Annotated in this window: 8 protein-coding genes; 4 read left to right on the top strand and 4 right to left on the bottom strand. The window is 46.8% G+C overall.

The window, feature by feature from the left end; all coding sequences use genetic code 11:
• The first annotated feature begins 88 nt into the window (after window positions 1–88).
• The 3 genes from T495_RS0101550 to T495_RS0101540 all read left to right on the top strand — a co-directional run bounded on the left by T495_RS0101550 (window position 89) and on the right by T495_RS0101540 (window position 2,747).
• Complete coding sequence (locus T495_RS0101550) at window positions 89–574, top strand: DUF3836 domain-containing protein (protein WP_028903037.1); 486 nt, start codon at window positions 89–91, stop codon at window positions 572–574.
• A 119-nt stretch (window positions 575–693) separates the two neighbouring features.
• Complete coding sequence (locus T495_RS0101545) at window positions 694–1,539, top strand: DUF3737 family protein (RefSeq protein ID WP_033147353.1); 846 nt, start codon at window positions 694–696, stop codon at window positions 1,537–1,539.
• The gene (locus T495_RS0101540; protein WP_033147352.1) at window positions 1,536–2,747 is read left to right on the top strand and encodes a MalY/PatB family protein; all 1,212 of its coding nucleotides are present in this window, start codon (window positions 1,536–1,538) and stop codon (window positions 2,745–2,747) included. The genes T495_RS0101545 and T495_RS0101540 overlap by 4 nt, the downstream gene beginning before the upstream one ends.
• A gap of 84 nt (window positions 2,748–2,831) precedes the next feature.
• On the opposite strand, the gene T495_RS0101535 is transcribed toward T495_RS0101540, so the two are convergent.
• A complete protein-coding gene (locus T495_RS0101535) occupies window positions 2,832–4,856 on the bottom strand; it encodes a hypothetical protein (RefSeq protein ID WP_033147351.1) in 2,025 nt (674 codons plus the stop codon).
• Window positions 4,857–4,955: 99 nt separating this feature from the next.
• Between T495_RS0101535 and T495_RS15455 the strand changes: the two genes are divergently transcribed.
• The gene (locus T495_RS15455) at window positions 4,956–7,766 is read left to right on the top strand and encodes a family 43 glycosylhydrolase (RefSeq protein WP_197020318.1); all 2,811 of its coding nucleotides are present in this window, start codon (window positions 4,956–4,958) and stop codon (window positions 7,764–7,766) included.
• Between the two features lie 180 nt (window positions 7,767–7,946).
• Here the strand turns inward: T495_RS15455 and secDF are convergent, their stop codons facing one another.
• The 3 genes from secDF to T495_RS0101515 form a co-directional block, all read right to left on the bottom strand.
• On the bottom strand, window positions 7,947–10,976 hold the full coding sequence (gene secDF, locus T495_RS0101525) for a protein translocase subunit SecDF (protein WP_028903041.1): 3,030 nt from the start codon (window positions 10,974–10,976) through the stop codon (window positions 7,947–7,949).
• Between the two features lie 114 nt (window positions 10,977–11,090).
• On the bottom strand, window positions 11,091–12,185 hold the full coding sequence (locus T495_RS0101520; RefSeq protein ID WP_033147350.1) for an endonuclease/exonuclease/phosphatase family protein: 1,095 nt from the start codon (window positions 12,183–12,185) through the stop codon (window positions 11,091–11,093).
• Window positions 12,182–13,120 carry a rhomboid family intramembrane serine protease gene (locus tag T495_RS0101515; RefSeq protein ID WP_028903043.1) on the bottom strand — a complete coding sequence of 313 codons (939 nt, stop codon included), beginning with the start codon at window positions 13,118–13,120 and terminating at the stop codon, window positions 12,182–12,184. The genes T495_RS0101520 and T495_RS0101515 overlap by 4 nt, the downstream gene beginning before the upstream one ends.
• Window positions 13,121–13,348 lie beyond the last annotated feature (228 nt).

Genomic DNA, 13,348 nt, shown 5'->3' with positions numbered 1-13,348 from the left:
ATAACATTCAAATAACTTAATGCTTGTGTAGTTTTTCGTACCTTTGCAACGTCAAACAGATAAAATAACAATTAAAACTGTAAGAGGTATGGAAGCAATCATCACAGCAGCAACGGTACTCACCATGTACTTCAACGCTATCAACTCGAATGAGTCAAACTATCTGTATAATGCAGATATGGAGGATGGCGTAGTCAACAAGATTGAGGTCTACGAGCAGAATGCTGAGCACCCTATGGCTCAGAAGATGGAATATCGTTACGAATACGATGAGCAGGGTCGCCTTGCCAATAAGGAGATGCTGAGTTGGGATGATGCCAAGAAAGAGTGGCAGAAGAGCAGCCGTCTTACCTATAAATACTATAAGAACGGTTATAACGTAGAGGTGAGTCTGTGGAATGCTGACAAACAGAGCTACGATATTCCTTACGAGGTTACCCTCTACCGCTCTCAGGCACCAAACCTCACAACGGTTAAGACCTACAAGATGAATGAGGCGCAGGACAATATGTATCTTACCAGTCGTATGGTAGTAATGGAGCCTCTGGATTCCAATCTGCTTGCTATAAAGTGATATTCTCTCTCTTAAAATTATAAAAACCCTTAAATGGGTAATAGAATCCGTAATTTGTATACACTAATTACGGATTTTTCTTTGTATCTTTGCACACGAATAAATATAATACAAAAACAATGAAACTGATTAAGGGTAAGGAATTTGGAGGCGAGAGGCCTCTGTTTGCCACTCATGATTTGAGATTAGAGGAAATAACGATTGTAGATGGAGAGTCTGGTATTAAGCAATGCCAGAATATGGAATGCTACGACAGTAAATTTTATGGTAAGTATCCTTGGTGGCATGTTGATGGCGCCAAGATAGAACGTTGCTATTTTGCCCCCGGATCGCGTTCGGCCATCTGGTACACTAACGATCTGGTGATGAAGGATTGCATCATCGACGGGCCCAAGTTCTTCCGTGAGATGAAGCATGTGGAACTGGAGAATGTGGTGATTAACGATGCCGACGAGACATTCTGGAAGGTAGATGGTCTGAAACTGAAGAACGTGAAGTTACATGAGGGAACCTATCCCTTTATGTTCTCACAGAATATCTATGTAGATGGCTTGGAGAGCGATGCAAAATACGTATTCCAGTATTGTAAGAATGTTGAGATACACAACGCTAATATCATAACCAAGGATTCGTTCTGGGAGTGCGAGAATATCACTATCTACGACTCAACGCTGGATGGTGAGTATTTGGCTTGGCACTCTAAGAATGTACGCTTGGTAAACTGTCATCTGGCAGGCGAACAGTTGCTGTGCTATGCCCAGAACCTGGTGCTCGAGAACTGTACCTTTGATGCCGCTTGCGACCGCGTGTTTGAGTACTCAACCGTTGAGGCCGACATCAAGGGCCACATCGAGAACATCAAGAACCCCACCAGTGGTCACATCGTTGCCGACAGCATAGGTTCGATTACTATCGATGAGAACGTGCGTGAACCAAATAACTGTATTATAGAAACAAGAAAATGAAATTCGATTTTGACGAGTTAGTAGAACGTCGTGGAACGGGATGCGTAAAGTGGGATGCGGAAGCCCCACGTTCAACGGGGGGCTGGCTTCCGCCAGGGGGCAATTCCGAGTTTAAGGAAATAATCCCTCTGTGGGTAGCCGATATGGACTTTAAGGCCGCCCCTGCTATTCAGGAGGCCATTCGTAAGCGTGCCGAGCATGGCGTGTTTGGCTATACGGTAGTTGAGGAGGATTACTATGAGGCTGTAATCTCTTGGTTCCAGCGCCGTCACGATTGGACAATCCATCGCGAAGAAATTCTCTATACCACAGGTGTTGTTCCTGCCATGAGTGTGGCCATTAAGGCGCTTACCATGCCAGGTGAGAAGGTGCTGATCCTGTCGCCCGATTACAACTGCTTCTTCTCGTCTGTTAAGAACAACGGTTGCGAAGTACTGGAAACAGCGCTTTTGCGTGTTGGCGATAGCTTTGAGGTGGATTGGGAGGATTTTGAAACCAAATGCGCTGATGAGAAGACTACCGTTTTCCTGCTTTGCAACCCTCACAACCCCTGTGGCAGAGTCTGGACACCTAAGGAGCTGGAACTGATGAACGATATCTGTCTTCGCCATGGGGTGAAGGTGGTGAGCGATGAGATTCATTGCGAACTCGTGATGCCAGGTTATCGCTTCCAACCTTTCGCATCTGTCAGCGAAGCTTGTCGCCAAAATAGTGTCATCCTGAATTCGCCTTCAAAGTCGTTTAATATCGCCGGTCTGCAGACTGCTAACATCATCTGCTCGCGGCCTGCATGGCGCCGCCGATTGGATCGTGCCATTAATATCAACGAGGTGTGCGACTTGAATCCATTCGGTCCTGTGGCCTTGAAAGCTGCTTATAACGAGAGCGAAGACTGGATTGATGAGCTGAACCAGTATCTCTGGGGTAACTATCAGTTGCTTTGCGAGTTTGTTGAGGCTAACATTCCCCAGTGGAAGGTTTGCAAACTGGAGGGTACTTATCTGCCTTGGGTGGATATCTCGGCCATGAACGTCACATCGCAGACCCTATGCGAAAAGCTACTCAATGAGGCTAAGGTATGGATTAATCCTGGTACGATGTACGGACCTAAGACTGGCGAAGGCTATGTACGCTTTAACATTGCCACCCAGCGTTCACGACTGAAAGAAGCCTTGGAAAGAATCAAGAGCTATTTGGTTGAAAAGTAATTTCACTGAAATTACAAAACAAATTCACTGAATTTGATCATCAAATTCAGTGAATTTGTTATTAAAGAGATTAGCTCAACACTGTTAGTTGATTAGGAATACCTTTGTAAGGCCGTTGTAGGTAGCCTTAATCGTGGCACGTCCTTCTACAACTTTGCTTATCTCAAACTTTACTCCAGGTGCATTTGATGTGGCAACAATGCGTGAGTTGTCGCTCACTTTTCCGTGTACCTGATAGCGGTTACACTCTGCATAGCCATTGAGATTGGTAAAGAAGACAGGATTCTGTGGGATAACCAGTGGTTGGCCATCGACGGTGATGGTGACCTGAGGCACCACAGGAGCCTCGAACTTCTCGCCTGCCTTTGAGAATCCGATTCCGTGAAGATCGAACAATCCCTGTGGGCGCTGAGGACCACGTGGAGCGCCCCAACGAGGACGCTCAGGAGCCTTTACTTCAGGTCCATCGGCTACAAGATAGATGGCATGTTTGCCTGTAAGACCTTCAACCTCGGGTACTGCTGTCTGATACATCATGGCTGCTTTGGGGGCATCGGCAGGGATGTTGAATGTGGCAATCTCCTTACCTTTCCAAGGATCGTCGAGCATCACATGAATCTTGAATGCTCCATGTCCGCCTGTGGTCAGGTTGAGATTAAGCATTGCCTTGTCGCCCTTCTGGATACCAGCAAAAGCGGGCAGACCCTTTGTGGCTGTTGCAAGACCGCCAAAGCCGAAGTACTTAAAGCCTACGATACCTTTATTGGTAATACCAGCCAAATCCATCGAGTTGTTCCATATGTCGTGGTTGTCCTGCATCCAATCGTTGCCAGTCATGAAACAAGCATAACCTGCAGAGTAGTACTGATAAGGAGGCAGACCGAAAATCTGGAATCCCTCGGATGTTACCTCTGCTCCAGTATATGTGTTGCCATCGGTTGCTGCTGCTGTCCACTCGTTATTCTTTGCGTATGGATCGTAACCAGTAATCTTTACTACGCCTCCCTTGGCTACAGGCTTCTTATCCCAAGTAATCTTCACTGGGGCAACCATCGCCTGACGGGCATAGCCGAAACCGCGTGGTGGACGATGATAGAACACGTACCACTGGCCGTTAATCTCCTGCAGCGAACCGTGGGTATTGTGACCTGCATTGGTAGTAATCAGCTTTGAACCGTCTTCATTGAGTACTACACCACGAGAGTCGACCAATACACCACCTGAACGCCAAGGGCCGAGTGGTGAATCGCCGTAGGCATAGCGAAGTGCGCTGTTGGTGTTGCCTAGACCATACTCCTTACCAGAGTAGCCTGAGAATACCATTACGTACTTGTTGCCCACCTGACGGATAGACGAAGCCTCGAAGAAGTTGAAATCCTTTGGGTCCTGACCCTTGTACAGAGCTTTATACTCAGAGCCAGGCTTGTCGAGCAGTCGTCCGTCGGCACTTACAGCAGGGATGAATGGGTCGATAGTTTCTGTTCCCTCGCGCTTTGAGTACATGCTGTTCTGGTCGAGCTCACAAGCAGTAGAGTGCTGGAAACCATAGAATACGTATGCACGGAATCCCTTGGCATAGTCGGGATCCTTTTTGTTGGTAATAGTCTCGATGAATACAGATGGGTCGAAGTCAATCAGCGAACCAGATAGACATCTGCGACCGTCTTCTGTGAGGTTGATTGGTGTGAAGGGACCGTTGGGACGATCGCTCTTGCAGACCATAGGCACACGCTGCCAGCCACGAGAGTGGGGGTAGAGGTAGTAGGTCTTTTTGCCGGTGGCCTTGTCTTTCACTTCTACTAGGTCGGGTGCAAACATAGTGTCCCACTGGCCGTCAATATACCACGAGAAAATAGGTCCTTCGTCGCGCCACTTTGTGAGGTCCTCAACTGGGGCCGACCACATGCGGATGTCGGGACCGCAGTAGGCTGTATAATTCACGTCGTGTGAGCCTATGATATAGGCGCGGTACTTGCCTGGCTGGTCGGGATCCTCGAACACGCGGGGCTCGCCATCGGGCAGATGTTCCCAAAGTGGGAGATACGGATTCTGTGCCTGAGCAGAAAGAACGGTCAGCAACAGAATGGGTAGCATAAGAAGTTTCTTCATTTTGTTGATTGTGTTTTGTGAAAAAATATGTGCAAAGTTAGTAAAATAATCAGTTTTATATGAGCTTTTTGACGGGAAATGTTTAACTTTGCAACATATATGAAAGTAATTGTAACTATTTGGTTGTCTTTGTGCGCAGCATCTGCGTATGCAGCCGATTATAATGTGTTGGCTTATGGCGCCGTAAACGACACCACAGTGCTCAGTACCCTGCCTGTTCAGAAGGCGATAGACCAATGTGCGGCGCATGGAGGTGGTAGAGTTATCGTACCTGCCGGTTCATATAAGATAGGTACAATTGTATTAAGGAGTCATGTGCATCTTTATCTGGAGCAGGGGGCCACGCTTTATGGTAGTACCAGATTAGCAGATTACATCCCGATGAAATCTGACTATTTATCCCTTCGAACTCAGACAACAACCATTCAACTCATTTATGCGGATGGTGTTAAAGATGTATCAATAGATGGCTTGGGAACGATAGATGGTCGTGGACGTGCCTTTAAGAAACTCTCTTGGAATGATGAAGGTATCACCCGTCCGCATCTGCTGCGGTTTATTCAGAGTCAAGATTTGCTGGTGCGAGGTGTTACCTTGCGTAATTCGGGTTGTTGGATGCAGCATTATCTGGCGTGTGATCGTTTGACAATCGATGGAATCAAGGTTTTTAATCGGAATAACTATAATAATGACGCGTTGGATATTGATGGCTGTCACGAGGTGATTGTGCGTGGCATGATAGCTGATAGCGATGATGATGGTATCACATTGAAGAGTACTTCGCCTCGTCTTTGTGAAAACGTGCGCATCAGCGATTGTGTGGTGTCGAGCCATTGCAATGCTGTTAAATTGGGTACCGAGACCAATGGTGGCTTCCGCAATATCAATATCAGCGGCATTGTGGTAAAGCCTAGCTACGACCAGCAGGAGAAGTTCTTTGGACAGTGGATTGGTTCATCGGCTATCTCGCTTGAGATTGTGGATGGCGGTGTACTCGAGAATGTGACAATTGCCGATTTCACCATCGAAGGGACCGAATCGCCGATCTTTGTGCGCTTGGGCCATCGTGGACGTGGCTATAAAACTGGGCAGCATATCAATCATGTAGGCTCGATAGATGGTGTGCATATCAACAATATTCAGATTCGCAATGCCGGTTCTATGGGGTGTTCTATTACAGGATTGCCTGGTCATCCCGTTCGTCATGTGTACCTGTCTAATATATCTTTGCATCATAAAGGTGGGGTAAAAACGACTCAATTAGCCGAAATTGCCGATTCTATCGCCGATGAAAAAGCTGCCAGCTACCCAGAGGCCACGATGTGGGGCAATCTGCCAGCCAAAGGCTTCTTTGTGCGCCATGCACGTGATGTGCAGTTCTCAAATATCCGTGTATCTACGATTGATGAGGATGTGCGTCCAGATTTTGTAGCAGTTGATACCGAGGGGTGGGGCGATCAAGGTGATGGAACCTATCGTAATCCTGTGTTGAATGCCGATTTTTCTGATCCTGATGTGATTCGTGTAGGTAACAAATTCTATATGGTGGCTTCTGATTTTCATTTTATGGGTATGCAGGTGCTGGAGAGTGACGATATGGTGAACTGGCGTTATATTTCTCAGATATATCGTCGTTTTAACGAGCCTGGCTGGGATACCAATCAGCATTACGCTGGCGGCTCGTGGGCACCCAGCATTCGCTATCACAATGGATTGTACTACGTTTATTTCTGTACACCCGATGAAGGGCTCTATATGTCAACTGCCACTAATCCTGCGGGGCCTTGGGCACCGCTGCATCTGGTGAAGCGTGTGGCTAAGTGGGAAGACCCTTGTCCGTTCTGGGACGAGGACGGACAGGCTTATTTAGGGCGCAGTCAGCATGGCGCTGGTCCTATTATTGTGCATCGCATGTCGCCCGATGGCAAAACATTGCTTGATGAGGGGAAAACGGTGTATGAAGGTCCTGTCGCTGAGGGTACTAAGTTTATGAAGCGCAATGGCTGGTACTATCTGATTATCCCGGAGGGAGGTGTTGGTACAGGTTGGCAGACGGTGTTACGTGCACGTAACATCTATGGTCCCTATGAGCGTCGTGTTGTGTTAGAGCAGGGTTCAACTACTATTAATGGTCCTCACCAAGGTGCTTTGGTCGATGCGCCTGATGGCTCGTGGTGGTTCTTCCACTTTCAGGAAACACCAGTATTAGGTCGTGTGGTTCATCTACAACCGGCTCGTTGGGAAGCCGATTGGCCTGTGATAGGTGTCGATTATGATAAGAACGGTATAGGCGAACCTGTGACTGCCTGGAAAAAGCCTGTTTCTTCGGTAGGAACTGCCAGTTTCCAGACCTGTGACGACTTTAATGGCGCCTTAGGACTGCATTGGCAATGGAATCATAATCCGGTTGATACGCATTGGAATCTCATCGATCGTAAAGGTTGGCTCACACTTAAAGCCATGCCTGCCGATAGCTTGAAACAGGTCCGCAATATGCTTACTCAGAAGGTGATTGGCTATCAGAGTGAGAGCATTACCAAGGTAAGCATTAAAGGTGACAGTTATGCAGGACTTTTCTGCTCAGGTAAGTTGTTCTGTGGGGTAGGGCTGTGTAAGGATGGTGTGTTTACCGAGTTTGGTGGACAGCGTAAGCTCATCGCCAAGGGTAGCTATCAGGAAGTGTGGTTCAAGGTAACTAACGATTGCCAGCAGAATCGCCACCTATTTTATTATAGTATAGATGGAGAGCATTATCAGCCTGCTGGTTCGGCATTCGCCATGCGCGGCGGTTATTGGAAAGGTATCCGGGTTGGACTGTTTAATTACATTCCTACAGGCAAAACGTCTGCTAAGAGCCAGACATCTTCGTATGCTCAATTCGACTATTTCAATCAAAAATTCGCCCAATAGTTTGGCTGATTGCTAAAAATCTCGTACCTTTGCACACGAAAGAACACGCGCCCTGATAGTTAAATGGATATAACAAGGTCCTCCTAAGACTTAGTTCCGCGTTCGATTCGCGGTCGGGGTACGAAAAAAGAGCTGCATTCCATCAGGAACGCAGCTCTTTTTTATATGCGATGAGTATGTTTACTTCTGCTCAGCAACCTCTACTTCGTCCTCCTTGATGGTACGACCCATCCAAAGGAATGCTGTAGGAGCAGCGATGAAGAGCGAACTCAGGGTACCGAATACAACACCCAGAATCATAGCCAGAGAGAACGAGCGGATGCTATCACCACCGAGGATGAAGATAGCCAACAGCACGATCAGTGTGGTTACAGAGGTGTTGATGGTACGAGCCAGTGTCTGGTTCAGTGAGTCGTTGAACAGCTGCTGACGATCGCGCTTGCCATACAGACCGAGGTTCTCACGGATACGGTCGAATACTACCACCTTATCGTTGATAGAGTAACCTACAACGGTCAGGATAGCTCCGATGAATACCTGGTCGATCTCGAGCGACATTGGAACCCAACCCCAGCACAGTGAGTAAACACCGATTACGAGCAGAGCATCGAGAGCCAGAGCAGCAACAGCACCAATAGAGAATGCCATGTTGCGGAAGCGGAGCAGGATGTAGAAGAAGATAGCAAACAGAGCGATTGCTACACTGATGTAAGCACCGCGAGTGATATCCTTAGCTACTGAAGGACCAACCTTAGCAGAGCTGATGATTGAACCACCCTCGCGAACATCAGGATTCTTGAACTTATCTGCGCTCTCCTGACTAACAAGACCAGCCTTCTTCAGAGAGTTGAACAGGATTGTCTCAGCCTTGTCGTCAACCTCAGGATTGTTTGACTCGATATCCCAGTTGGTAGAGATACGAACGGTCTTGCCATCAGTACCCAGGGCGATAACAGATGTGTTAGCCTCCTGGTTAGCCTTCTCGCCGATAGTGTTGATGAATGCACCAGCCATAGCCTTACGAACATCCTCAACAGGAGTCTGCTTGTCGAGTGTTACAACATAGTTGCGACCACCAGTGAAGTCAATACTCTGGCTCAAACCACGAACATAGAACGAAATGCAGCAGATAATTGCAAATACAATCCAGATAGTGTAAGACTTCTTATAAGAACCCATGAAGTTGAACTTGGCGTTCTGCATCAGGTTCTTAGAGTAACCTGTTACGAAGGTGAGGTTAGTCCACTTGTCCTTAGAAAGCATTGCATCGTAAGCCACACGAGTGAGGTAAACGGCTGTGAAGAATGAAATCACGATACCGATGATCCATGTGGTAGCGAAGCCCTTAACAGGACCTGTACCGAAGTAGAGCAGGATGATACCTGTGATCAGTGATGTGAAGTTAGAGTCGAAGATGGCGCTGAAAGCGTTAGAGTAACCCTTGTTCAGAGCCTCTTTTACACCCAGACCCTTCTTCAGCTCTTCCTTGATACGCTCGTAGATAAGCACGTTAGCATCCACAGCAGTACCCAGTGTCAGTACGATACCGGCGATACCAGGCATTGTAAGAGCAGCCTGGAACGATGTGAGGATACCCAGTGTGAAGAACAGGTTGAACAGCAGAGCGATATCTGAGAGGATACCTGGAACGAAGCCGTAAAGCATAATCATGTAGATCATCAGCAGCACGAAGGCTACGATGAATGAGATGATACCCTGCTGGATAGACTGAGCACCCAGTGAAGGACCTACAACCTCCTCCTGTACGATACGGGTAGGAGCTGGCATCTTACCAGAGTTCAGTGTGTTTGCCAAGTCCTTGGTGTCCTCGATGGTGAAGTTACCAGTAATCTGTGAGTTACCACCATCGATCTGAGTGAGGATACGAGGAGCAGAATAAACGGCGTCATCGAGCACGATAGCTACGGCCTTACCGATGTTCTGCTTGGTAATCTGGCTCCAGCGACGAGCACCGTCAGAGTTCATCTGCATTGATACAGAGGGGTGACCCATCTGGTCGAAGTCGTCCTTAGAAGAAGTAATCACGTCACCCTCCAGTGGAGCACGACCTGAAGGTTCTGTAATCTTCAGAGCATAGAGCTCAAAGATATCACCCTTGGTATTCTGTCCTCCGAAGTCCTCAGGCTTAGCACCCCAGCGGAGCTTCAACTCTGCAGGGAAGATACGACCAGCAAGTTCAGAGTAGATAATCTTGTTAATCTCGGCGGTATCGCGAGCATTAGCATAACCAACTACAGCGAGGGTGTTACCCTGTGTGGGCTGGAAGATAGAGAAGAGAGGATTCTGCTTCTTAGCCATCTCAACAGCCTTGGTGTCCTTGCTGTCCTTCTTAGCCAGCTTAGCAGCCAGATCGCCAGTAGTGGCCTTGGCGCTATCAGCAACAGCTGCAGTGGCAGCGCTGTCAACAGCAGTAGTATCGGCATCAACATCGCCCTGAGCACCCCAGCGCTGATTCAGCTGAGCCAGCAGAGGAGTAACCTCCTGTGAGTTGTATGTCTCCCAGAACTCAAGGTTGGCTGAACCCTGAAGCAACTTACGAACACGCTCAGGCTCCTTAATACCAGGCATCTCGACCATGATACGGCCGCTCTGACCCTCAAGCTTCTGGATGTTTGGCTGAACAACACCGAACTTATCGATACGGTTACGAACGACGTTGAATGAGTTGTCAACGGCACTCTGTACCTCAGTACGCAGTGCGTTTTCAACCTCAGAGTCGCTCGACGAGGTGCTAACCTTGCCCTTCATCTGCTGGGTAGCGAAGATAGCTGCAAGGGGACGACCGTTGCCTTCTTGTTTCCAATACTTCACGAACAGAGAGATGAAGTCGTTCTGACTGGTCTCTTCTTCCTTCTTGGCCAGTTCCATGGCCTTCTTGTAAGCAGCATCTGTCTTGTGGTCAGCCAATACGTCAACCACATCAGGTACTGATACCTCCAGAATTACGTTCATACCGCCTTTCAGGTCAAGACCCAGGCCAATCTCCATCTCACGGCACTGCTTCAGAGAATAGATACCCATGTACACCTTCTCGTTGTTGATTGAGTCGAGGTACTCCGCACCTGCCTCTTCACCCATAGCAGCAGCCTTACTTTCGTAATGGCGTGTTACGAACGAGAAGGAAAGGTAGAAGCAGCACACGAGAATCAGAAGCACTGCGATAAATTTTACAATTCCTTTGTTTTGCATTTTGTTTTTAATTATTATATATTTATATTATTTTCTGTTCGCGTATAAAATAGCGTGCAAATATAGGCATTTTTTTACACAAGGAAAAATTTATTGGCAAAAAATCACTCATTTTTAGGGATTACCTTCCATTTTTAAGGCGCAGATGATAGGATAATGGTCGCTTGCGTCCATTTTACTATCAATATGGCAGTTGTATGGACCAAAGTGATCTGACACTAAGATGTGGTCGATTCGTACGAAAAATCCTTTCTGATTATATGACAAACCGATACCTCTTCCTGTCGTTTGGTAGCAGTCTGTTAACCCTTGTGCAATGGTGCGGCGAGAGTAGGAAATAGGGTTGTCGTTGAAGTCGCCACACACGATGATCGGGTATTGGCGATGGGCTTCGATGTATGCATGTACTGCCTCGGCCTCAGGGGCACGTTTCGCAGCGTATTTGCCTAGTTTCTCTATAAGAAACAGGGTTTCGGCCTTAGCTGTGTCTTTCTCCATGTTTCCGCTAATCATCTGCTTGTATTTCTCACGGTCTTCTGTGGAAAGATGAGTGCCCTCCAGATGGTTGTTGATGACTAATATGGTATCGCTATTTACTTTCAGGAAATAGGCTACGGAACCATTTGCTGATGACTCATAGTCTATGCGTTCCTTCTTGATAATGGGATATCTGGTATGTATACCAACTCCATTTCTGCATACGCCGTTGGGGTTGAAGATGGTGGTGTCGTTGTAAGGGTATATTTTTTCGTACCATTGCTTGACGTATCTGCGCCAAGTGTCAACATCCTCCTGTAGGCAAACTATATCGGCATCCTGTTCCTTCAGATATCCGTAAATCTTCTCAAAGCCTTGCTCGTACTTGTTGTTGCCAGCATACTGACAGACGTTGTAGGAAATCACCTTGATACACCCGTCGGGGGCTGTCTGTGTTGTATGTAAGGGCATGTAGAGCGTTATTGGGGCATAAACAATGATGTATCCCACAATAGGAATCCATGCTTTCTTCCACTTGAAGGTCAGCCAGAAGAACAGGAATAGCATGTTGGCAATCAGAAACCCAGGAAAGATCATGCCGATGCACGATAGCATCGGATGTTCCACAGGATTGATACGATCGGCATATCCAGCCATTATCATCAACAAGACAGTAGCTACATTGGCTCCTGCAATCATGTTGATGGTAAAGGATTTCAGTTGTTTAATCATGACTGATTACTTGCGTCGAAGAGTTTTTTCTTCTCTTCTTTTGTCAAACTATCATAGCCACTCTTACGTATTTTGTCGAGAATAGCATCTATTTCCTCCTGATTCTGTCGTTTGCGGGCATTGTATTCCATATCAGCCTCTTTGGAACTACTGCTTTGATTAGCATGCATATTGGGATTGTTATATCCACTACGATGCTGGCGCTGCTCAAAGTTGCGTTTCAGATTCTCAAAGAACTGCTGACCACGACCACGATCAAATCCAGAATTTGGATGGCGTCTCCAGTAACGAATCATCAGGAATCCGAAGAGCATGCCACCCAGATGGGCTGTATGTGCTACCCCATCGCCGCTTGAACCTAATGCTGAGAAGAATTCTATGGCGACATAACCCAGTACAAACCATTTAGCTTTGATAGGGAAGGGAAAGGGGATGATAAACAGTCGTTCGTTAGGGAAGGTCATGCCGAATGCCAGAATGACTGCATAGACGGCACCTGACGCACCAATAGTGGTCCACGTATTGAGCTGACCGCTCAGTTGCTCGCCGATAGCAAAGATTTCGCCGAATGATACGCTTGGATCCTGAGCTGTGATGGCAAAGTAGAACTGGCCTAACTGTGCGATTTCCTGCAATAAACCAGCTCCTATACCGCATGATATGTAATAAAAAAGGAATTTTTTCGGCCCCCAGACGTTTTCTATCACACAACCAAACATCCATAGTCCGAACATATTACTCAGAATATGCATGAAGTTGGCATGAAGAAATAGATAGGTAACGAATTGATAGAGATGAAAGTCGTTCGCCATGAAGAAGTGAAGACCTCCAATATCTGCTAAATCGATACCACGCAGTAGTAGAACCTTAGTGGCTAAGAATGCGATCAGATTAATGATCAGCAGATTCTTTGTGATAGTTGGTATACGGAACATCATATCATTTACTGTATTAACTGTTTTCAATTCGGCAATTAAGCCTATTGTCATCTTTTGGCGGCAAAATTACGAAAAATATCTGTTTTTAAGGCCAAAATACGCGTGATAACAACTATTTTTTATTAAAAAGTGAATTTTTTCTGTTTTTTTGTTGTTTGTTTGAAGACTTTGCTTTATATTTGCCAAAGAAATCGACTAAACAACGGTTATTACTATTAAATAATT

The sequence above is a fragment of the Prevotella sp. P6B1 genome (genome assembly GCF_000702825.1).
Lineage (GTDB): Bacteria > Bacteroidota > Bacteroidia > Bacteroidales > Bacteroidaceae > Prevotella.
Note: the sequence above shows the minus strand (reverse complement) of the source record. Positions and strands in the feature narration are given on the sequence as shown.

What these genes read in the sequence shown, in the direction of transcription:
- T495_RS15455 (WP_197020318.1), top strand. Translation starts at nt 4,956, where the DNA reads ATGAAAGTAATTGTAACTATTTGGTTGTCTTTGTGCGCAGCATCTGCG.
- T495_RS0101535 (WP_033147351.1), bottom strand. Translation starts at nt 4,856, where the DNA reads ATGAAGAAACTTCTTATGCTACCCATTCTGTTGCTGACCGTTCTTTCT.
- T495_RS0101540 (WP_033147352.1), top strand. Translation starts at nt 1,536, where the DNA reads ATGAAATTCGATTTTGACGAGTTAGTAGAACGTCGTGGAACGGGATGC.
- T495_RS0101550 (WP_028903037.1), top strand. Translation starts at nt 89, where the DNA reads ATGGAAGCAATCATCACAGCAGCAACGGTACTCACCATGTACTTCAAC.
- T495_RS0101520 (WP_033147350.1), bottom strand. Translation starts at nt 12,185, where the DNA reads ATGATTAAACAACTGAAATCCTTTACCATCAACATGATTGCAGGAGCC.
- T495_RS0101545 (WP_033147353.1), top strand. Translation starts at nt 694, where the DNA reads ATGAAACTGATTAAGGGTAAGGAATTTGGAGGCGAGAGGCCTCTGTTT.
- secDF (WP_028903041.1), bottom strand. Translation starts at nt 10,976, where the DNA reads ATGCAAAACAAAGGAATTGTAAAATTTATCGCAGTGCTTCTGATTCTC.
- T495_RS0101515 (WP_028903043.1), bottom strand. Translation starts at nt 13,120, where the DNA reads ATGTTCCGTATACCAACTATCACAAAGAATCTGCTGATCATTAATCTG.